General features: G+C 30.3%; 15 protein-coding genes. 11 read left to right on the top strand and 4 right to left on the bottom strand.

Going from position 1 to position 20428, the window contains the following annotated elements; translation table 11 throughout:
* Nucleotides 1-491 precede the first annotated feature (491 nt).
* The 5 genes from IMX26_RS09055 to IMX26_RS09035 are packed head-to-tail and all read left to right on the top strand — an operon-like array spanning nucleotide 492 to nucleotide 6286.
* On the top strand, nucleotides 492-1649 hold the full coding sequence (locus IMX26_RS09055) for a homocysteine biosynthesis protein (protein ID WP_195158073.1): 1158 nt from the start codon (nucleotides 492-494) through the stop codon (nucleotides 1647-1649).
* Nucleotides 1650-1687: 38 nt separating this feature from the next.
* Nucleotides 1688-2371 carry a UPF0280 family protein gene (locus IMX26_RS09050; protein ID WP_195158072.1) on the top strand — a complete coding sequence of 228 codons (684 nt, stop codon included), beginning with the start codon at nucleotides 1688-1690 and terminating at the stop codon, nucleotides 2369-2371.
* Between the two features lie 4 nt (nucleotides 2372-2375).
* On the top strand, nucleotides 2376-3281 hold the full coding sequence (metF, locus tag IMX26_RS09045; protein ID WP_195158071.1) for a methylenetetrahydrofolate reductase [NAD(P)H]: 906 nt from the start codon (nucleotides 2376-2378) through the stop codon (nucleotides 3279-3281).
* The gene (locus tag IMX26_RS09040; RefSeq protein WP_195158070.1) at nucleotides 3271-3915 is read left to right on the top strand and encodes a vitamin B12 dependent-methionine synthase activation domain-containing protein; all 645 of its coding nucleotides are present in this window, start codon (nucleotides 3271-3273) and stop codon (nucleotides 3913-3915) included. The genes metF and IMX26_RS09040 overlap by 11 nt, the downstream gene beginning before the upstream one ends.
* A gap of 1 nt (nucleotide 3916) precedes the next feature.
* Nucleotides 3917-6286: a homocysteine S-methyltransferase family protein gene (locus IMX26_RS09035; protein WP_195158069.1), complete on the top strand. Its 2370-nt coding sequence runs from the start codon at nucleotides 3917-3919 to the stop codon at nucleotides 6284-6286.
* 580 nt (nucleotides 6287-6866) lie between these two features.
* Here the strand turns inward: IMX26_RS09035 and IMX26_RS09030 are convergent.
* The 3 genes from IMX26_RS09030 to IMX26_RS09020 all read right to left on the bottom strand — a co-directional run bounded on the left by IMX26_RS09030 (nucleotide 6867) and on the right by IMX26_RS09020 (nucleotide 10089).
* Nucleotides 6867-7181 (bottom strand): hypothetical protein, encoded by a 315-nt coding sequence (locus IMX26_RS09030; protein WP_195158068.1) that lies wholly within the window; start codon nucleotides 7179-7181, stop codon nucleotides 6867-6869.
* Between the two features lie 132 nt (nucleotides 7182-7313).
* On the bottom strand, nucleotides 7314-8681 hold the full coding sequence (locus tag IMX26_RS09025; protein WP_195158067.1) for a hypothetical protein: 1368 nt from the start codon (nucleotides 8679-8681) through the stop codon (nucleotides 7314-7316).
* Nucleotides 8682-9000: 319 nt separating this feature from the next.
* Nucleotides 9001-10089, bottom strand: coding sequence for a nitronate monooxygenase (locus tag IMX26_RS09020; protein ID WP_195158066.1), 1089 nt, complete (start codon nucleotides 10087-10089; stop codon nucleotides 9001-9003).
* Between the two features lie 225 nt (nucleotides 10090-10314).
* Between IMX26_RS09020 and IMX26_RS09015 the strand changes: the two genes are divergently transcribed.
* Both IMX26_RS09015 and feoB read left to right on the top strand, forming a co-directional pair.
* Nucleotides 10315-10557: a FeoA family protein gene (locus IMX26_RS09015; protein ID WP_243259352.1), complete on the top strand. Its 243-nt coding sequence runs from the start codon at nucleotides 10315-10317 to the stop codon at nucleotides 10555-10557.
* An 18-nt stretch (nucleotides 10558-10575) separates the two neighbouring features.
* The gene (gene feoB, locus IMX26_RS09010) at nucleotides 10576-12726 is read left to right on the top strand and encodes a ferrous iron transport protein B (protein WP_195158064.1); all 2151 of its coding nucleotides are present in this window, start codon (nucleotides 10576-10578) and stop codon (nucleotides 12724-12726) included.
* 520 nt (nucleotides 12727-13246) lie between these two features.
* Here feoB and IMX26_RS09005 read toward each other — a convergent pair.
* Nucleotides 13247-16921: a helix-turn-helix transcriptional regulator gene (locus IMX26_RS09005; protein WP_195158063.1), complete on the bottom strand. Its 3675-nt coding sequence runs from the start codon at nucleotides 16919-16921 to the stop codon at nucleotides 13247-13249.
* 286 nt (nucleotides 16922-17207) lie between these two features.
* On the opposite strand from IMX26_RS09005, the gene IMX26_RS09000 reads away from it, so the two are divergent.
* From IMX26_RS09000 to IMX26_RS08985, 4 genes are all read left to right on the top strand, one after another.
* Nucleotides 17208-17570 (top strand): hypothetical protein, encoded by a 363-nt coding sequence (locus IMX26_RS09000; protein ID WP_195158062.1) that lies wholly within the window; start codon nucleotides 17208-17210, stop codon nucleotides 17568-17570.
* Nucleotides 17571-17729: 159 nt separating this feature from the next.
* Entirely contained in the window at nucleotides 17730-18050 is a 321-nt protein-coding gene (locus tag IMX26_RS08995; RefSeq protein WP_195158061.1) for a hypothetical protein, read from the top strand.
* Nucleotides 18051-18355: 305 nt separating this feature from the next.
* Nucleotides 18356-19342, top strand: a complete 987-nt coding sequence (locus tag IMX26_RS08990) for an acyl-CoA dehydratase activase-related protein (RefSeq protein ID WP_195158060.1) — start codon at nucleotides 18356-18358, stop codon at nucleotides 19340-19342.
* Nucleotides 19314-20414 carry a CoA protein activase gene (locus IMX26_RS08985; protein ID WP_195158059.1) on the top strand — a complete coding sequence of 367 codons (1101 nt, stop codon included), beginning with the start codon at nucleotides 19314-19316 and terminating at the stop codon, nucleotides 20412-20414. The genes IMX26_RS08990 and IMX26_RS08985 overlap by 29 nt, the downstream gene beginning before the upstream one ends.
* Nucleotides 20415-20428: the final 14 nt, after the last annotated feature.

Here is a 20428-nt window from a genome sequence, read left to right as displayed (position 1 = left end):
TCTCATAACAACTGCTTAGGATTTTATTATATTAAGTAATTATTATCATAAAGCTCATTAAGTTATTAAAGTTAAGAGAAAACCTTCTCAACATTAATTTTCTTAGCTAATGAAAAAGTTATTACTACAAATAATTGCTAGCATTTTAGTAGCTAATAATTCTTAAAATATTTGTTGTTTTGCAATTTCCCTAAAATTAAAACAACAGTAACTTAATGAGCTCTGGTAATTAAAATTAATACTACTGTGGGTTAGTTACCAATGACACGAAGACATGTACCTTAAGTAATCACCTTAATTATTTTTGCTTGATATACTCTGAGTGATTTAATGCTATGTGGTAAAAAATTAAAAACACTTAGCTTAATTAAAAAATTTCGTTCAAACCATTAAAATTATGCTTATAAAAAAAATTATATAATTCTACAGTTATTTGATTTATTTATTTTTTTTAATTTATATAAGTAAAATATTGAAAAAGGAGAATTAATATGGTAAAAAGTTATGCTGAAATAAATTCTAAAATTGCTGCAGGAGAGGCAGTTATAGTAACCGCAGATGAAGTCCTAGATATAGTTAATAATGTTGGCGTTAAAAAAGCAACTGAGCTTGTTGATGTGGTAACTACTGCAACCTTTGGCCCAATGTGCTCGAGTGGGGCGTTTCTTAACTTTGGGCATAGTGATCCTCCTATCCGTATGACAAAAACATTTTTAAATAATGTAGAGGCATATGCTGGCATAGCTGCTGTAGATAGCTATATAGGAGCTACTCAACTTAGTGAAAGTAATTCTGCTTATGGGGGAGCACATGTTATTTGTGATTTAATTGATGGCAAAGAGGTTCACTTAAAAGCCTCTTCACCAGGAACAGATTGTTACCCCACTAAAAAGCTTAATAGCACAATAAAATTAAATGATTTAAACGAAGCTTATTTATTTAACCCCAGAAATGCTTATCAGAACTATAATGCAGCAATCAACACTAGCAATAAAGATCTATATACCTATATGGGTAAACTTGGTGCCAATATGAACAATATAAATTACAGTACCTCGGGGCAATTAAGTCCACTATTGAATGACCCTTATTATAAAACAATAGGAGTCGGTACGCGTATATTTTTAGCTGGAGCAGAGGGTTATGTGGCTTGGCATGGCACTCAATTTAACTCAGATACACAGCGTCAGGATAACGGTATTCCTAAAAGTCCTGCTGCCACTTTAGCTACAATTGGTAATTTAAAAGATATGAACACACGATATATACGACCAGCATCTTTTAAAAACTATGGAGTATCTTTATTTGTAGGTATTGGTATACCTATACCCGTGTTAAATGAAGAGATTATGAGCTATTTATCCTTAAAAGATAGCGATATTTATACCTCAATTGTTGACTATAGTGTATGCAAAGGTGGTCACCCTGTAATAAAAAAAGTTAGTTATCAACAACTTAAATCGGGTTTTGTAGAGATAAATAATAAGCAAATAAAAACCCATTCACTAACAGATATTAAAAAGTCACAGGAGATATCAGAGTTATTAAAACAATGGATACTAAATAAACAGTTTTTCTTACAGCAGCCAATAAAAATGTTTTCTAAAAACAATAAAGTTAAGCCTATGGTTAACTATAAGTTAGGTTAATATAAAAAATGTATGAGCCACGTTATTATCGTAAAAAAATGAAAGCAATCGATTTACTGCCATTTTCAGTTTGTACCGCAGAAACCGATCTTAAGATATTTGCAGAACAAGAATTAATGCATCAGGCTTTATTTTCAGTAACAAAGTATAGGCAACAACTAGTAAATTATATAGCTAAAAGACCAAGTTTTTTAAAAAGCTTAAAACCCTTGGAACAAGACTTTTCAGCTCCTGTTATAGTTCAACATATGATAGAGGTCACTCAAAAAGTAAACGTAGGGCCTATGGCAGCAGTTGCAGGAGCCATAGCACAGTATTTGGGTAAAGATTTACTAAAGTATTCTTCAGAAATAATAATTGAGAATGGTGGCGACATTTTTATGCACAGTAGTAAAACACGTTATATGGCTGTGCACTCTAAAAACCAACAAGTAGATCCTGTTTTAGAAATAGAGCCAGTAACCGGAGGACAAGGTATTTGTACATCTGCTGGCACATTGGGCCATTCACTAAGTTATGGTAACGCCGATGCTGTGGTAGTAAGAGCCAACGACACACTTTTGGCGGATGCTACAGCAACCTCAATTGGTAATATGGTAAAAACCCATAAGGATATAAATTTAGCTTTAAGTTATGCAAAGTCGGTTACTGGAATAACTGGTATATTAATAACTATAAATAAACACCTAGGAGCATGGGGTAATATAAAGTTTAAGGAATGATATTATGTTTATAAAAAATATGTTTGCACAAAAAAAGCCGGTTGTATCTTTTGAAATATTTCCACCGAACAAACAATCTAAAATAAATACAATTTATAATACTATTGAAAACCTTGCAGTACTTCAACCCGATTATATGAGTGTAACCTATGGAGCAACAGGTATAAGTGAGGGCAAAGACCTAACTGTTAAACTGGCATCATTTATAAAAAACGAAATTAATATAGAGCCTTTAGCACACTTAACTTGTATAGGCTCTACTCAACAACAGGTTTATCAGCAACTAGCTACTATGAAGCAAGTAGGCATAGATAATGTATTGGCTTTAAGAGGAGATAAACCTATTGATTATTTGCAAAATAATAGTAGCTACTTTAATTATGCAAGTGATTTAATCACTGAAATTAAAAATAATTTTCAATTCTCTATTGGTGCTGCTTGTCACCCCGAAGGGCATATAGAGGCTAAAAGTAAAATAACAGATTTAATCAATCTTAAAAATAAAGTAGATTGTGGAGCAGATTTTTTAGTTAGCCAACTCTTTTTTAATAATCAAGATTTTTACGCATTTCTTAATGAGGTTAGGTTATTAGGTATAAATATACCTGTAGTTGCTGGTATAATGCCAGTAGTGAACACTAAACAAATAGAACGAATTGTTAGTTTATGTGGGGCAAATGTACCCCAAAAATTTAAAAAAATAATGGTAAAATATCAGTATAATAAAGAGGCGCTAATTGATGCAGGAATAGCCTACGCCTCCGAGCAAATCATTGACTTATTATCTTCAGGCATAGATGGAGTTCACTTATATGTTATGAATAGACCCTATATAGCCAAAAGACTAATAAATAATATTAGCTCAGTTGTTAAAGTACTAAATACAAAGGAAGAAGAACATGTCTCTTAAAAGTGATTGCCTTCACTACTTAGGTTACAAAGGACAAAAAATTAGTGCTCAACTAAGCCTTATTATAGATGAGTGTTTGCTTGAGTGCCAAGAATTAGCAAGTCCTAGGCATATTTATGACAAGTTTTGCTTACACAAACATAATAATTGTGTTTATCTAAATAAAACAGTGCAGCTAAGTGGCAGTTCTATAAATAATCACCTTAAAAACTGTGATGAGTGTTATGTAATGGCTGTAACTTTAGGAGAACGTTTAAACAAAAAAATAGCCTATTATCAGTATCATAACCTTACTAAGGCAACGGTTTTAGATGCCTGTGCCTCTGCCTATATAGAGCTAATTTGTGATGACATAACCGAAGAAATAGCCCAACAGCAGTGCCAAAAAAATAAGTTCATAACAAGTAGATTTAGCCCTGGTTATGGAGATTTACCACTAACAATTCAACAGAGTTTAATAGATCTTTTACAGGCAGATATTAAAATAGGATTATTTGTTAATAATTATAATCTGCTTTTCCCTCGTAAATCTGTTACAGCAGTTATTGGGGTAAGTAATACTACTTCAAATGATGAAAATTTAAAATGCAAAAATTGTAGTTTAGTTAACTGCCAATATCGTAAGGAGTGTTAGTATGCTAAAGTTACCTAAAGATAAAATACTATTATTCGATGGAGCCATGGGCACAGCCTTAGTTCAGCAAAACCTAGCTTTAACTAGTTTGCCACCATTTCTTAATATAACTAACCCCCAAGCCATTTATGATTTACATTTAGCTTACTTAAATAATGGAGCGAACTTTATTACTGCTAACACGTTTAGTATAAATAGCTTAAAGTTAAAAAACTACCAATACAGCTGTGAGCAAATTATAACAGCAGCCGTAAAGCTAGCTAAAAAGGCAGTTAAAGATAGTAAAAAAAAGGCCTTAGTTGCGTTAGATATCGGACCACTTGGAGCGTTACTTGCTCCATCAGGAACGCTAAGTTTTGAGAAGGCCTATGAGTTATTTAAAGAGCAGGTAATAGTAGGCGTAAATGCTGGTTGCGATTTAATTTTAATTGAAACCATAAGTGATATATATGAAGCCAAAGCTGCAATACTGGCCGCCAAAGAGCATAGTGATTTGCCTATAATCTGTACCATGACCTTTAGCAATAGTAGAACGTTTTCAGGAACAGATATAGAAACAATGGTTACAGTATTAGAAGGTTTAGGGGTAGATATTTTAGGATTTAATTGCTCTACTGGACCTCAGCAAATGCTTAGCTTAGTAAAAGAGGCAAGACAGTATAGTTCTATACCAATTTTAGTTCAGCCTAATGCTGGCTTACCCTGCATAAATAATGGAAAAACGGAATATAGTCTTGCCGCAAAGCAATTTGCTCAGTATGCAAAACAACTAGTTTTAGCAGGAGCAAGCCTAATAGGCGGGTGTTGTGGAACAACTCCAGAGTATCTTAAAGAGTGTCACAAAGCTTTAGTAGATATTACTGCACTACCCATAACCAAAAAAAATGAAACAAAAGTAGCATCTTATGCTAAAACTATCACAATTGGGAATGCTGTAACTGTAATTGGTGAGAGGATTAATCCAACAGGTAAAAAGTATCTTAAGCAGGCTTTGCGTTCTGGGGATATCTCTTATGTTATTAAAGAATCAATTAGCCAGCAAGAAGAGGGAGCAAATATTTTAGATATTAACCTGGGATTACCGGAAATAAATCAAGTTGAATACATGAAAAAAGTAATAACTGAAATACAGGCAATACAGAGCATACCACTGCAAATAGATAGTACAAGTGCTAAGGTAATTGAACAAGCAGTACGAATTTATAATGGTAAACCCCTTATAAATTCGGTTAGTGGTAAACAGAGCAGCATGGATAAAATATTTCCAATAGCCAAAAAATACGGTGCCTGTGTATTGGGTTTAACCCTTGATGACTCCGGAATACCCAGTACGGCAGAAGAACGGTTTTTTATAGCTAAAAAAATTATAGATACTGCTCATAGTTATGGAATAGCAAAGAAGAATATTCTAATTGATTGTTTAACATTAACAGCCTCTGCCCAGCAAGCTGAGGTTTTAGAAACCCTTAAGGCGGTAACCATGGTTAAAAAAAGGTTAGGCGTAAAAACTGTTTTAGGGGTAAGTAATGTATCTTTCGGTTTACCTCATAGAGATTTACTAAATAAAACCTTTTTAGCAATGGCTTTACAGGCAGGCTTAGATGCCCCTATTTTAAATACTGGTAGTAGAGAAATGATGAACATTATTTCAGCCTTTAATGTGTTAAATAATCAAGATAAACAGGCAAAAACATATATAAATAAACTAGCTAGTGTTAAAGTTAATACAATTAATAAAAGCAATAACTATAGCTTAGCTGAGCTTATTAAAAGAGGTCTAAAAGATGAAATAGTTAATAAAACAACAGTGGCTTTAAAATCAAAACCTGCTATGACTATTATTAATGAAGTTCTTATTCCAGCATTAGATGAGGTGGGCATTTTATATGAAAAAGCAGAGATTTTTTTACCTCAACTAATTCAATCAGCTGAGGTTGCCAAACAAGCATTTACGGAGCTACGTAAACATTTGCCAAAAAGTGATAACACAACAAAACAACATAAAATTGTTTTGGCAACTGTTCAAGGAGATATTCATGATATCGGTAAAAACATAGTTAAAGTTATACTCGAAAACTATGGTTATAAAATAGTAGATTTAGGTAAAGATGTAGCCCCTGATACAATACTAAACACTGTGATAAATGAAAAGATAGAGTTAGTTGGTTTAAGTGCCTTAATGACAACTACTGTAAAAAGCATGAAACAAACAATAGAATTACTAAAAGAAAAGGCACCCTACTGTAAAGTTATGGTGGGTGGCGCTGTGCTTAATAGTGAATATGCTAGTATGATAAAAGCAGATTTTTATGCCAAAGATGCCCGTGAGGGAGTAGAGATTGCCCGTAAGGTTTTTACTATAAACAACTAAATAATGACCACCTGTCAAACGGGTAACTGCAATAAAGTAGTAGTAACAGATTCTTCTATCAATAGCTTAGCAGTTGGCTATATTGTCAGCTGCTATCGCTAAGTATATCTTTTCTTAATTGTTGCGTTCTTTGTTTAACTACTCTTTTATTATACAAGTACACGAAGAAATATGTTTTACGAAATAAAATGGAGTAAAATCATTACCTTAAAAATATACTGTATGAAAAGAAAGTATTATTGCTGACCGTCAATTCCATGCCTCAGCACCTTCATCAATAGTCCATTCATGTTTTTAAAAAGTGTATAAGGGAAATAGATTACTGATATATTACCTTAGGTTTACTCTGTTTATTTATATTATATTTTTTCCTTCACAATTAGGGGTAAGTTCTATACTTTTGTATAACTTCCGTTTCAGCACCCGCATAGCGGGTGGTTTATCGTTTTGCATGTTTCTCAAGCTTGACTGGCTAAACAAAAACCATCATTGAGGTGGTTTTTATTAGTTATTATGGTCTTTAGTTAGCCTTATTTTTTACTCCATTTTATTTCGTAAAACATATGATTATAATAAAACTTTAATTGCAGTTTTTATTAGCACCTTTTGTTTTTGCTTTATTATATAACTTATAAAAGCGAGAAAAAGTGACAATTCCTGCTAAAATTATAGGAAAAGCAATAATATTTGGTTGACCATCAATTAAATCATATGCTCCTACTAAAATAATAACAACTGCCAAAGCCAAATACAGTACTAAGGCTACTAATAAAATTGATACTCTTTCTTTATTAAAAGTATTACTAGTAATTGCTTTATGAAAATAGTAAACAGATAACGCTATAAAAACACCTAATAACCCTAAATATGGTATGTAACTCTCTGGGAACCACATATAATCACCTCACCTATAGTATATGAAATTAATGGATACAAGTAAAGTATCTTACAAACAGTAAGGGTAAGTGATGAAGCTTAAAAAAAGAAATAACACCATGAAAATTTATAGTGTTATCTCTTTTTTTGATTATTTTTCTATGGATATAGCTGAATTTTCTTTAAAGCTATATTTTACTGTTATATTTTTAGTAATGCCTTCTTTAGTATGTTTATAAACAAACTTGCTAGTATTCACTTCGCTTAAGCTGTAATCTACCAATTGCTCACTAGCTACTATAATTTCCTTTTTTTCCACACAATCATATATTGCAATTGCTTCAGTTCTTGGACTCATAAAATAGCAATCTTTATTATATATAATATACCGATCATTTAACCATTTATAATTATTAACACCGTATAGCTCTGTATATAGTTCCGAAAAATCACTATTATATAATCTCATTCTACATGCAGGTGTAAATGCAATGTAAATATGATTACCATTGGGTGACATACTATTTTCAGAGCCTGATATAATATTATTGCTTTCAATATTAGTTTTACTAATTTCTTCTGTAGTTAAAAATCTCTCTTTTATATCATTTAAGCCAATTACTCTGGCCTTTTCATGCTCAAAAACAAAGTCTTTATTTAAGCTAAAACAAACTCCCCATTTTTCACAGCTGTATAAGTCCTCTTCATTAATAATAGGTATGTTTTTAGGAATTAATAATTTTTCATCTAACTCATTAAAAAAGTTTCCATATATATTCAACTTATATAGCGACTTTGTATTATTCATTTCATCAGGAGACAAATATTCTACAACTTTTAATCCTTTGCTTTTATATACTATATAATCAAGGCTAGATTCACCTGATGCATAGTCATAATCTTGCCATAGCTTAAATGTATTAGATTCACTAAGTGCTGTTAAGGCACTAATTAAGATGTTTTTGTCATAATCCTGTTTTGGGTAGATAGACATTTGCTCAACTTTTTCACTGCCTCTAAAGAAAATATAAAAGTCTGTGAACTTATATCCTATTATGTTTAATTCATTATCATTAAAGTGAGGCTCACCTAAGCTACTCTTAACTTCACTCATGGCAGTAGCTATATCTATATTATCTATTAGCTGTGAGTTATATTTGTTTAATGTGAAGCTTTTATCAATTAAAATACAATCAATTTGCTTAATATTAGCTTTATACATGATTCCTATGCTTTTGCAGAGATAATAATTATAATAACTATCATAACCTCCAGCTACTAAATCGGTATTCTCAAAAATAGTTTCTGTGCTTTTACCAAAGGTACTAGTTATATATTCTTTACTCCAATCATTATTAATTAGATCTTTTAGTAGTGTGTTTTTTAGTTCTATTTCTTTGGCTTCTATGTATTCATCATTGTTAATTTTAGTAATATTGTAAACATTTTTTTCTTGTTCTGTACAACCAACGCATACCAGCATTATCATGATAAATAATAGTATAATATTTCTTTTCATAAATCAACTTCCTTTTTTAGTATTGTAAATATTAGACTGAAACAATAGATATTTGTTTCCTTTTATATGATTCTATTATTATAGTATTTTAACTTAAAGTTTTAAACAAAATTATAAAAAACATTTTATTTTTCACTAGAGACAATATGTATATAAGTGTAAGTTAATAATTAAATTATAGCTACTCAATAACATTGCAATGGTGTAAATAGATAGTTAGATTAAGTAACCCTGTAACTAAAATAAAAGCATAACCTCTATTATTAATAGAAATCATGCTATGGCACTAATTTTGGAGTAATTAGCATACTATTTTTGCTTACAAGTTTAAATTCTTTAGTGCAAGCCTAGTCTCTTGCATTAATTCTTTTAAAAGTTCGGGTACAGTTGTCATTTTTTTTAATTTGTAAGCATTACTGCCAACAAAAATTAAACCTTTGTCTATATCACCTTTAACAGCATTAATTAAAGCTTTAGAGATACAATACGGAGCTTTTAAGGGGTTACAGCCTTGCAAACACTGGCTACATTTCGAAATTAAGTCTCCCTCTATAGCAATCTTTTTAATAAAGCTATTGTTTAAGGCTCTACCTGGCAAACCAACGGGGCTTTTTATAATTTTAATATCCTCTTTATTAGCAGATAAATAAGCATCTTTATAGGCTTGGTCTGCATCACATTCCTCTGTTACAACAAATCTAGTAGCCATTTGTACTCCACTTGCACCAGCCTGTAGTTGTTTAGCAATATCCTCACCAGTAAATACCCCCCCAGCTGCAATAACTGGTATTTTAGTATTGTATTTTTGCTCAAAGGGTTTTAGGGTAGTTATTACCTGCTTAACAATTTCAGTTAAATTAGGTTTAACTTCTGCTTTTAAGATATCCTCTTTAAATCCCAAGTGTCCGCCAGCCTCTGTTCCTTCAACAATAACCATATCGGGTATTTTATTATAGTTTTTATCCCAATAGCGGGTAATAACCTTAGCTGCTTTGGCAGAAGAAACAATAGGGGCAAGTTTTATATTTGTACCTTTTGTTAGTTTTGGCAATTGAGTTGGTAGTCCTGCACCACTTATTATTAAATCGATGCCCTCCGAAACAGCTGTTTTAACCATTTCAGCATAGTTATTCATGGCAACCAAAAAATTAATACCAATAAACCCTTTAGGCGCTAACTTCTTAGTAGTTCTAATTTTATTTATTAAGGCTCTTAAATCAGCTTTTTTGGGATTTTTATTATAATCCGACTCGGTATATCCAATACCCACTCCAGATAAAACTCCTATTCCACCAGCGTTAGCCACAGCAGCTGCTAAGTTAGGACCAGATACCCCAACCCCCATAGCTCCTTGAATAATTGGAATATTAACTTGAATATCGCCAATTTTAAGTTTAGGTATTTTCATATTAAGCTCCTTAAATAAATTTAAACAAAATACTTTGAACATCAAAGTATTATATTATATTGTATCACACATTACCTTCGCTAAGAAACAAAAACAGCAAAATTTTTATCACTATACTGTTAATTAGGATTTTAAATGTGGATTTTAATTATCACATCACGAATATTTCAGCATAGTGTAAAGAGAATCACTGCGTTTAGTATTAATTATAGAAAGGTTGGTTATGTGAAAATTAATGAAATTCCTTTAAATATTTTAGCTATTGGTAAAAAGGCAAAGGTAGTTAAGCTGTTAGCCTTTGGATCTAAAAGACGTAGATTTTTAGATTTAGGTCTTATTCCTAATACCATTGTAGAGGCAGTGCAAATTAGCCCTGTAGGAGACCCTAAAGCTTTCTTTATTAGGGGGGCAGTAATAGCACTTCGCGCAGAAGAATCAAGCAAAATTATTGTTCAACAACTTAATTAATTATAGAAAGGAGATACCATGGGACTAACAAAAAATTCTACTGGTTCAAAATTAATCAGTAAAAATAATCTTTTAAATATTGACAGTACAAATAGCTACATTATTGCCTTAGCTGGCAACCCTAATGTTGGTAAAAGTACAGTCTTTAATAGCTTAACTGGTTTAAAACAACATACTGGTAATTGGCCAGGCAAAACGGTTATGAATGCCCGAGGAAAATATCAGTTTAAAGATGAAAGCTTTACGCTTGTAGATTTACCAGGCACATACTCAATTATGTCTACGTCCGAAGAAGAAGAAATAGCCCGTAACTTTGTTTGTTTTGCAAAGCCAGATGTAACTGTTATTGTAGCTGATGCAACAAGTTTAGAGCGTAACTTAAACCTAACTCTTCAAGTACTTGAAATAACTAATAAGGTAGTTGTCTGTGTTAATTTAATTGATGAAGCTAAGCGCAAAGGTATTGAAATAAAGATAAAGCAACTTTCAAAAAAACTAGGCGTACCAGTAGTAGCTACCAATGCTAGAGATAAAAAAAGCTTAGTAAATTTAGAGTATCAAATACATAAAGTTGCTAATAATTTAATTGAATTAAAACCACATAGAGTTACCTATGAGCAAAGCATAGAAGTAGCTATAGGCATTATAGAGCCTAAAGTAAAAGAAATAGTTAAAGACAAAATGAATAGTAGATGGATTGCTTTAAAGTTGCTTGATGGTGAACAGAGCATTATAAATTCTATAAATGAATACTTTAATAATAAGCTCTTAAGTAATGAAGAATTGCAAAGTTTGTTAATAAAAGCTAAACAAAGTTTAACAGCAAAAAATATAGATGCAGATAAGTTTAGAGATAAAGTAGTAACTAGTATTGTAACAACAGCAGAGCAAATAAGTAAAGAACACGTATCATTTACTAATAAAGAGTATAATAAAACCGATCGCAAAATAGATAGAGTATTAACATCAAAATTTTTTGGCATACCAATTATGATTGGCCTATTAGGTTTAGTATTTTGGTTAACAATAACGGGTGCCAATTATCCGTCGGCAATGTTAGCTAACTTTCTTTTTGGTATAGAAGCAAAAATTACAGTTTTATTTAATAGTTTAAATGCCCCAAGCTGGTTACACGGAATATTAGTTTTAGGTGTTTATCGCACCTTAGCATGGGTTATATCAGTAATGTTACCGCCTATGGCAATCTTCTTCCCAATGTTTACGTTTTTAGAAGACCTTGGTTATTTGCCACGTATAGCATTTAATCTCGATAAATTCTTTAAAAAAGCATGTGCTCATGGTAAGCAGGCTTTAACAATGTGTATGGGATTTGGCTGTAATGCAGCAGGTGTAATAGGGTGTAGAATAATAGATTCTCCGCGTGAGCGCTTAATTGCTATAATAACAAATAACTTTGTGCCTTGTAATGGTCGTTTTCCTACTTTAATAGCAATATCCATGATATTTATTGGTGGAATGTGGGGTGGAAAATATCAGACCTTAGCCGCTACCCTAGCAATGGTATTAATAATACTTTTAGGAATTTTTATGACTCTTTTTATCTCTAAGCTGTTATCAAAAACAATACTTAAAGGTATGCCATCGTCTTTTACCTTAGAACTACCCCCATATCGCAAACCACAAGTAGGTCGAATTTTAGTAAGATCATTATTAGACCGTACTTTATTTGTATTAGGTCGGGCTATTGCAATTGCAGCACCTGCTGGTATTGTTATATGGGTTATGGCAAACATAGATATTGGTAGTGCTAGTTTATTAACTCATTCAGCTTTATTCTTAGAGCCCTTTGCCAAACTCATAGGTATGGATGGTTATATACTAATGGCTTTTATTTTAGGTCTACCTGCCAATGAAATAGTTGTTCCTATAATTATAATGAGCTATATGGCAAGCGGCAGTATGTTAGAGTTTGAAACCCTAGGTGAATTAAAACAACTATTAATAAACAACGGTTGGACTTTATTAACTGCAATTAACGTTATGTTATTTTCCTTAATGCATTTTCCATGTGGAACAACGCTGTGGACCATAAAAAAAGAAACCCAAAGCCGAAAATGGACCTTTTTATCATTTTTAATACCAACTGTTACAGGTATAATAGTATGTTTTATAGTTACTCAAGCTGCATATCTTCTTGGCTTGATGTAATAGTTGTAAGTTGCTCTTTAGTTAGAGGTGAACAAAATTGCACCCAGGTAGGGGTTTGTTTAACTAACTTTACAAAAAGAAGACCTAATCAAACTAATATAAACATATAAAATACTACAGATGAAGGTGCTGAGGCGTAAGGATTATCATAAACCTGCCACACCTTCTTTTGCCTTTGTGCACTTGGTGGTTTCTAAAACGTATATATTTACCTTAAGCTTGATTTTAAATCCTCAAATATTATTGATACATAAATTATAGAATTTAATATAATTGGTGGTTTAAGAACGAGTATCGCATAAAGTTTAAGATAAATTTTTGCACTCTTAAACTTTGCATCTATAAGTTATCTACATTTATAAGAAAACACAGTCATTTTTATTATAAATAGGCTGCTACATTAGCTTTTTTTTATTTATCCTAATGTGACAGCCCCTTTATTGTGTTTTAAAGAATTACGCAAGATAATGTAACTAAAAAATATTAATGTGATTGAGATAAAAAATTTGTAGAAGTAAAACTAAATCTTTATCACTTGATTTTCTGCTGCCTTTATAACCGCTTTTATTCGGCTATCGACTTCTAACTTACTATAAATATTACTTAAGTGATTTTTTACAGTGCCTAAAGATATATGAAGCTGTTGGCTAATTAAAGAGTTTGTTAGTCCATTTGCAACAAGTTGTAAAACCTCTATTTCTCTTTGTGTTAGTTCTGATTCAGCTTTTTTAGAGTTAAGCATGTCTCTAATATTAATGTTTTTAAGGGTATCTAATTTTGTTACGATTATTTGTAATATTGTTTTTAGGTACATAATAAAATCACTATTAAATACTGCTTTATCTTTTGTTTCTATATACACTACACCTACTAAAACATCAAGATATTTTATAGGCATGCTTAATATATTAACATCATCTTTGTGAGCTAAGGTATTAGCAAAAATGGAATTATTATTATCAGCACCTATTAAAACATCTTCTGCAGTTCTGGCTACGTATCTAACAACCTTATGAGAAATATTACTGGTAAGATTAAGTCTTTGAGCTATATTTAGCTTTAGCGTTTTATTATTTTTTTCTTTGTGGTAGTGTAAATACATTTCATCTTCTTTTTCAAATAGTATTGCTACATAATCAATACTATTATTATTAGGTAAATTTTCTATGAAATAAAAAATACTCTCTTGCTCATTAAGTTTTTCAATATTATTAAGCTTGAGGAGATTTTGAGATTTCACTTCTTGTTGATCACTTATTATGGGTGATTTTTTACCATATTGAACTTCTAAAGCACTTTCAATAACATACTTCTCTGCAATAACATTAGCAATATAATCAGCACCCCAAAGTTTAAAATTGTTGATAGATTCTTTTACATAAAACTGTACAAGTTTAGGATTATAATCATAGTAGTTTGCAGTTAATAGATTTCCGATAGCAGCAATATGATATTGTGAATTTTTTTCAGCAAAATTATTTGCCTCATAGTAAATTTTATCTATATTTTTTTTATTTTCGAATAGTCGACAATATTCTGCTTCAATCAGCTTATATCTCGAATAATTCTCCACTTTATTAAGCTTTGTAAAAACTTCTAAGTCAGCTTTGTAACTTATAATAAGTTGTTTATTAGTAATGGCTGTTTCTTCATGTAAAAGATGATGATAATTTAGGCGTACCAATGCACACATAAATAGCACATGAGGATAAATAATATGCCCTTTTAAAGAATCTATTAAAGCTGTAATTGTTACAACTAAATTATATGCTTCATTAATATCCTGACTAAAGTAAAACCTTTGCATCTCAAAAAAGTAATAAACAAACTTAAAAGCATCGAGCTCATTGCAGATTACTGGTTTTAGTTCTAAATATTCAGGTTTTAATTCACCTAATTCTAAATAATTTAAATAGTTTAAGAAAAAAATATTTACAAATAAACTATTACCATCTCCAAAAATACTAATATCATTCAGCTTGTTCTTAAGGTATTGCTTAATTTCTGTAAATGGAACTGCCATTGCATATTTAGCATATAAGATTGAAACAATTGAATAACCCCCATAAATTAATTTTCCTGACTTTATATTCTCATTAATGCCCTTCTCTAAATAAAAAATGGAGCTAGTTAAGGGTTCAGACCAATGTTTTATAAATGTTCCCACAAAGCTATAAACAAAAGATTTAATATCCGAGTCATCGCTTTTATTTAATAGCTGCAGAACGGTTTGGATTAATTTTTCACCAGTTTGGTAATCTTTTAAATTATTATAAAGTATAAAGCTATATGCTCCATAACCTATTACTGAATATGGAGATTTGCCATATTGAACTGATAAAATTCCTATTCTTAATAATATAAGCTCAAAAAGCTTTTTGTTTACACAATTAGCAGAAGGGGTCATTTTAGCTAAGGTTTCAATTATTATAAGTATTCTTTTATCTGTTGCATCTTTTTGGCTAATTAAATCAGCTATTTTTTTAGTAGTAAATAGCTCTCGTGCTAAAAGTAAGTCTTTCTCATAATCTTGTATATTAAGCTTATAATTAAGTAATTTAAGAATTTTTAGCCCAGTTTTTAGTTCCTTTTTAAAACTGCCTTTATAGCCATACATTATCATATATTTTTGCATGATTTTTATTTGATCACTCATATTACTAAAACTACTCATTAATTCTGCAAGCTTTAACTCTGTTAGTTCATATTTATTATTAACTAATAAACACTCAATATAATTTAAGTTTACATGCAATAATAGATTGGGATTTAGGTTAGCTGAATATGATATGAGCTTGATAATAAAATTAAATAATGAAGTGTATTGCTCTAGAGATATGGCACTCATTGAGTTTTTTTCGGCATTGTATAAAAACTCAACCCACTCATTTGCTTTACTTTGTAAAAGCACTGGCTTAGACCTCAAAATTTGAGAAACAACTAATTGTATATGCATATTATTTTGGTTTAATTTCTCATCTTTAATAGACACCGCAATATCAAAATGTAAAGAGTGTCTTTGTTCTTCTGTGAGGTTTGAGTAGATAATGTCTAGTAAAATATCATGACTTAAATAATACTTGTTATCTTTGTAGTATAAAAAAGCCCAATTTTTAAGTTTGTTAAGAGTAGTGTTTAATTGATAATCACTATTTTGGCTTATCAATTTAAGCAAATTAAAGTCAGCTACCCCATCTAAACATCCCATAATATTTAGTAGCTTTTTTTCTTCATCACTAATTTTTGCTATTCTATTCTCTATAATTGTTTTTGCATTAGAAGATAATGTTAACTCACTAAGGTTGTTCATATCAACTACCCATTTACTTTGTTTTTTGTCATATAACAATATCTTTTCATTAATTAATAAGCTAGTGATTTCTTTAATATAATAGGGGTTTCCTAAAGTTAAGCTATAGGTAAATCGTGATAAATAATCTATATAATTAATTTCGTAGCCACAAATTTTACTGTAATATTCTATTATACTTTCTATCTGAATCTCTTTTAAGGCAATATAGCTAATAAGATTTTTGTTTTTATTTATATTGAGTTTATTTATATCAAATTCACTATTTCTATACGATACTACTAACATTACATTCAACTTTTTGATGTTGTTTATTAAAAACTGGCTTACCTCTAATGAAAAAGAATCAGCCCATTGCAAATCATCTATAAAAATAATTAAGGGAAATAGACATTGGCTAGCTATATCTATAAATTGAATAATTGACTTTTTAACCTTATACTTTAAGGCATTTGAATTTATTTTTACAGGTTTTTTATTGCCAAAAAGTTTTTGAGAATAATCACTAATTGAGGTTATAATATTAATATTACTACCTAATAATTTATTTATTTTTTCTTTTACTTGGTATAAGGATTTACTAGGTAATGTTAATAAGTGTTTAACTATTTCAGTAATAATCTCTTCAATAGCTATTAAAGGTTTAGTATCATAGTGTCTATACTTGCCAGATACATAGGTGATTTTATTTTTATCTAGGTCTTTTATCACTTGGTTCACTAAAAAGGTCTTGCCTATTCCAGCAACACCACTAATAAACACCACTGAACTTTGTGCTTTTAAAACTGCATCAAACTCATTAATGATTTTAAGTTTTTCATTTTCTCTAGCTACAAAAATAGTATTTAAATCATCTTTTAATAAATAATCATTATTTAAACTCATAATTTACCCCAATAATAATCCTTATAATACTGAATATAATAAACTTATTACACTTATTATAAAAAACCTTACATAACAATGCAATTATAAGTTTTTTTAGTTTTTTTAAATACAAGCATCTGCATAAATAAATAATTAAAACCTATTTGTTATTATGTAATACTGCTGTGCAAATTGATATACTTATTTATATAATATATTTATAATACTTAAAAAATTGTTAAAATTAGCTCTCTAAGGGTATATAATAAAGAAGTTGTTTTGTAAAGTAGGAGAGGTTAGTGTTATGTATAGAGATAAAAAGAATGATGTATTTAATATATTTAAAAAACGCAAGTTTTGGTTTTACATAGTGTTAATAGCTTCATTAATATTGTTACTATATTTAGGACTTAAAGTATATGTAAACGAAAGCATTGTTTTAGAAGACTTTATTTTTTTCTTTAGCTTAATTTTTGCTGAGTTAGTAGTTACAGTAATTTATTGCTCAGTAGTAGATCAAATAAAAGATTTCTTTCAATCATCTATTATTGGTAAGATATCAATAATATCCTCATTTCTATTATTAGTTACAATAGTTGTACTGGAAATTATTAAACTAAAAAAAGTACTAAAGAGCGGTTTATTATTGTTTGATTGTATAATGTAGTTATTAAAAGTAATTGAAGATTATAACTTAGCTATTTTATATTAAAGAATAGCTACATAAATTAATATTAATAAATAATTAGTTATAAAAATAATAAAATACTATCTCTATTTATAAATATAATTAAGTATGATTTATAGATTAAATAGGAGAAAAAATATGCATATAGATAAAAATAGTGAGGTATTTAATATATTCCTCAAACCAAAATTTTGGATTTGTATAGTGTTAATAGCATTACTAATATTTTTCCCATATTCTATTTATAAATTGAATGGAATTAAAAATTTTAAAGCGACAGATCTTATTTTTGCAATCATACCAGTTATTATTGAATTAATACTCACATTACTATATTGTTTAGTAGTATATTTAGTAAAAGATTTCTGTGAATCATCTAAAATAGGTAAGTTCTTTACTATAGCTTTACTGTTGTTATTTGTTATTAAGGTAGTAATTGAAATAAAGAAAATAAGATAAATAATATTATTATGTAAAGGTCAGTTATGTAGAAAAAATCAGTTTATGAATAAATAATTGCTTATTTAATTGAAGGGCTTTATCTGAGATTAAAGATATAAAGTAAGTTAATAAAATAGTAGAGATAATCAGGCATTACCACCAATAAACTAATAATTTATTGATAGTAATGCCTTTTTTATTTATTGTGAAATAATAAAGTAACAATTTGTTTTAGCACATCAATTAATCACACTTATAAAAAATTAGTAAAGAGTCAATACTTAAAGGGTAAATATTCCAATAAAAATAGTGAGGTGGTAATAATGAAACCTGTAATAGGTATACCACGGGGATTATTTTTTTATAAGTATTATCCGTTATGGCAAGGTTTTTTTGATAGCCTAAATGTTGAAACTAAGGTTTCTCAAAAAACCAATAAACAAATAATGAATGATGGAGTTAATAACTGCGTTGATGAAGCCTGCTTGCCTGTAAAAATATTTATGGGACATGTTTTGGATCTTAAGGATTCTGTAGATGTTTTATTTATTCCGCGTTATACAAGTGTATCGAAAAAAGAGTATATCTGCCCTAAGTTTGGTGGTTTACCAGATATGGTACGTAGCAGTATTAAAAACCTACCTCCCATTATTGATACCGAAATTAACATGCGTAAAGATAAAGATAACTCTGCTGTGGCTGCCATTAAAATTGGTCAGTCACTGGGCTTTGATTTTTTTAAGTCAGCAAAGGCCTACGAAAAGGCTGTAGAATTTTACCGTGATTTTAGAAGTAAAGTACAACAATATAAATTTCCACATAGGCTTATTAATAAAGAAAAAGTAATAAGTTTTAATGAAAAGAAGCTCAAAATTTTACTTTTAGGCCATGTTTATAATGTTTGTGATAGTTACGCTAATATGAATATTATTAATAAACTCGAGAGCCATAATTGTGAGGTAATTAGTTTAGAGATGTTTGATAGTAGAGTATTGCGTACTAATGTAGAGCAGTTGCAAAAGCAGTTTTTTTGGCAGTATGGTTCTTACACTATAGGCTGTATTTACGAGGTATTAAAAAGCAATAAAATTGATGGAATCATTTATTTAAGTAGCTTTGGCTGTGGCATAGACTCATTTGTTGCTTACATGGCAGAACGTAGAGTAAGAGATTTAAGCAGTATTCCTTATACCACAATAATATTAGATGAACACTCTGGTGAAGCTGGCTTAAATACCAGACTAGATGCATTTATTGATACGCTTTTATGGAGGTGTAATAATGAAGTTAACGTTTCCACACATGGGTAATGTATTTATGATTGCAAAGTGTTTATTAGATGAATTTAACCTTAGTTATGTTGTTCCGCCTCTGCAAAGTAAAAGAACCCTAGAGTTAGGAACAAAATATTGCCCGGAGGGTGCCTGTTTACCCCTAAAAATAACTATAGGTAGCTTAATTGAGGCCTATGAATTAGGAGCCGATACAGCCCTTATGGTTGGTGGCTCTGGACCATGTAGACTTGGCTACTATAGTGTAATGCAGCAAGAAATCTTACAGGACGCAGGGGTTAAAATGGAGGTAATAGCCTTAGAGGCTACTAACGGATGTGTTAGCAATTTAATTAGTAAAATAAAACGAATAACTAAGGGTTTTAAGGTGCCTAAGCTCTTAAAAACTATTAGTCAGGTAACCTCGTTATCTATTCAAATTGATGAGCTTGAGCAATTGTGTTTTTATAATAGAGCCTATGAACAGCTACAGGGAACAACCAATAGTATTTATCAGGAGTTTAGAGAGCAGGCTTTTGCAACTAAAGGAGTTAAGGCCTATAAAAGGCTTATAAAATATACCAAAAACAAGCTAAAACTAATACCCTTAAACATCCATAAAACAGCCCTTAAAATTGGAATAGTAGGTGAGATATACGGTAATATAGACCCCTTTGCTAAGCTTAATTTAGAAAAAAAATTAGGTGATATGGGGGTATTGGTTCATAGATATGTAACTATTAGTGACTGGATAGTAGATAAAATAATAAAAAAAGAGTTGCATTTGCCCCAAAATAAGCAGTATGCCAAAGCAGCTAAACCCTATTTAAACGCCATGATTGGTGGACATGCCCTAGAGACCATAGGACATACCGTTATGTATGCCAATAAAAATTATGATGGGGTTATTCAAATCTATCCACTAGGCTGTATGCCCGAGATTGTTGCTCAAAGTATCTTGCCAACAGTGTCTCAACAAGAAAACATACCTGTGTTAACCCTAATAGTCGATGAAATGACGGGCGAAGCAGGTTATATGACTAGAGTAGAGGCCTTTTTAGATTTACTGGAAAAGAGAAGGGCTAATAAACAGCTAAGCATAATAAGTTAAATAAGGGAGATTAA

The sequence above is a fragment of the Clostridium sp. 'deep sea' genome (genome assembly GCF_014931565.1).
Lineage (GTDB): Bacteria > Bacillota > UBA994 > PWPR01 > PWPR01.
This window is presented reverse-complemented; position numbering and strand designations above follow the sequence as displayed.

Excerpts from the sequence above, each read along its gene's own strand:
- IMX26_RS09005 (WP_195158063.1), bottom strand. The coding sequence starts at position 16,921 with ATGAGTTTAAATAATGATTATTTATTAAAAGATGATTTAAATACTATT.
- IMX26_RS08990 (WP_195158060.1), top strand. The coding sequence starts at position 18,356 with ATGAAACCTGTAATAGGTATACCACGGGGATTATTTTTTTATAAGTAT.
- IMX26_RS09050 (WP_195158072.1), top strand. The coding sequence starts at position 1,688 with ATGAAAGCAATCGATTTACTGCCATTTTCAGTTTGTACCGCAGAAACC.
- IMX26_RS09020 (WP_195158066.1), bottom strand. The coding sequence starts at position 10,089 with ATGAAAATACCTAAACTTAAAATTGGCGATATTCAAGTTAATATTCCA.
- IMX26_RS08985 (WP_195158059.1), top strand. The coding sequence starts at position 19,314 with ATGAAGTTAACGTTTCCACACATGGGTAATGTATTTATGATTGCAAAG.
- feoB (WP_195158064.1), top strand. The coding sequence starts at position 10,576 with ATGGGACTAACAAAAAATTCTACTGGTTCAAAATTAATCAGTAAAAAT.
- IMX26_RS09030 (WP_195158068.1), bottom strand. The coding sequence starts at position 7,181 with ATGTGGTTCCCAGAGAGTTACATACCATATTTAGGGTTATTAGGTGTT.
- IMX26_RS09025 (WP_195158067.1), bottom strand. The coding sequence starts at position 8,681 with ATGAAAAGAAATATTATACTATTATTTATCATGATAATGCTGGTATGC.
- metF (WP_195158071.1), top strand. The coding sequence starts at position 2,376 with ATGTTTATAAAAAATATGTTTGCACAAAAAAAGCCGGTTGTATCTTTT.
- IMX26_RS09035 (WP_195158069.1), top strand. The coding sequence starts at position 3,917 with ATGCTAAAGTTACCTAAAGATAAAATACTATTATTCGATGGAGCCATG.
- IMX26_RS09055 (WP_195158073.1), top strand. The coding sequence starts at position 492 with ATGGTAAAAAGTTATGCTGAAATAAATTCTAAAATTGCTGCAGGAGAG.
- IMX26_RS09000 (WP_195158062.1), top strand. The coding sequence starts at position 17,208 with ATGTATAGAGATAAAAAGAATGATGTATTTAATATATTTAAAAAACGC.
- IMX26_RS09040 (WP_195158070.1), top strand. The coding sequence starts at position 3,271 with ATGTCTCTTAAAAGTGATTGCCTTCACTACTTAGGTTACAAAGGACAA.
- IMX26_RS08995 (WP_195158061.1), top strand. The coding sequence starts at position 17,730 with ATGCATATAGATAAAAATAGTGAGGTATTTAATATATTCCTCAAACCA.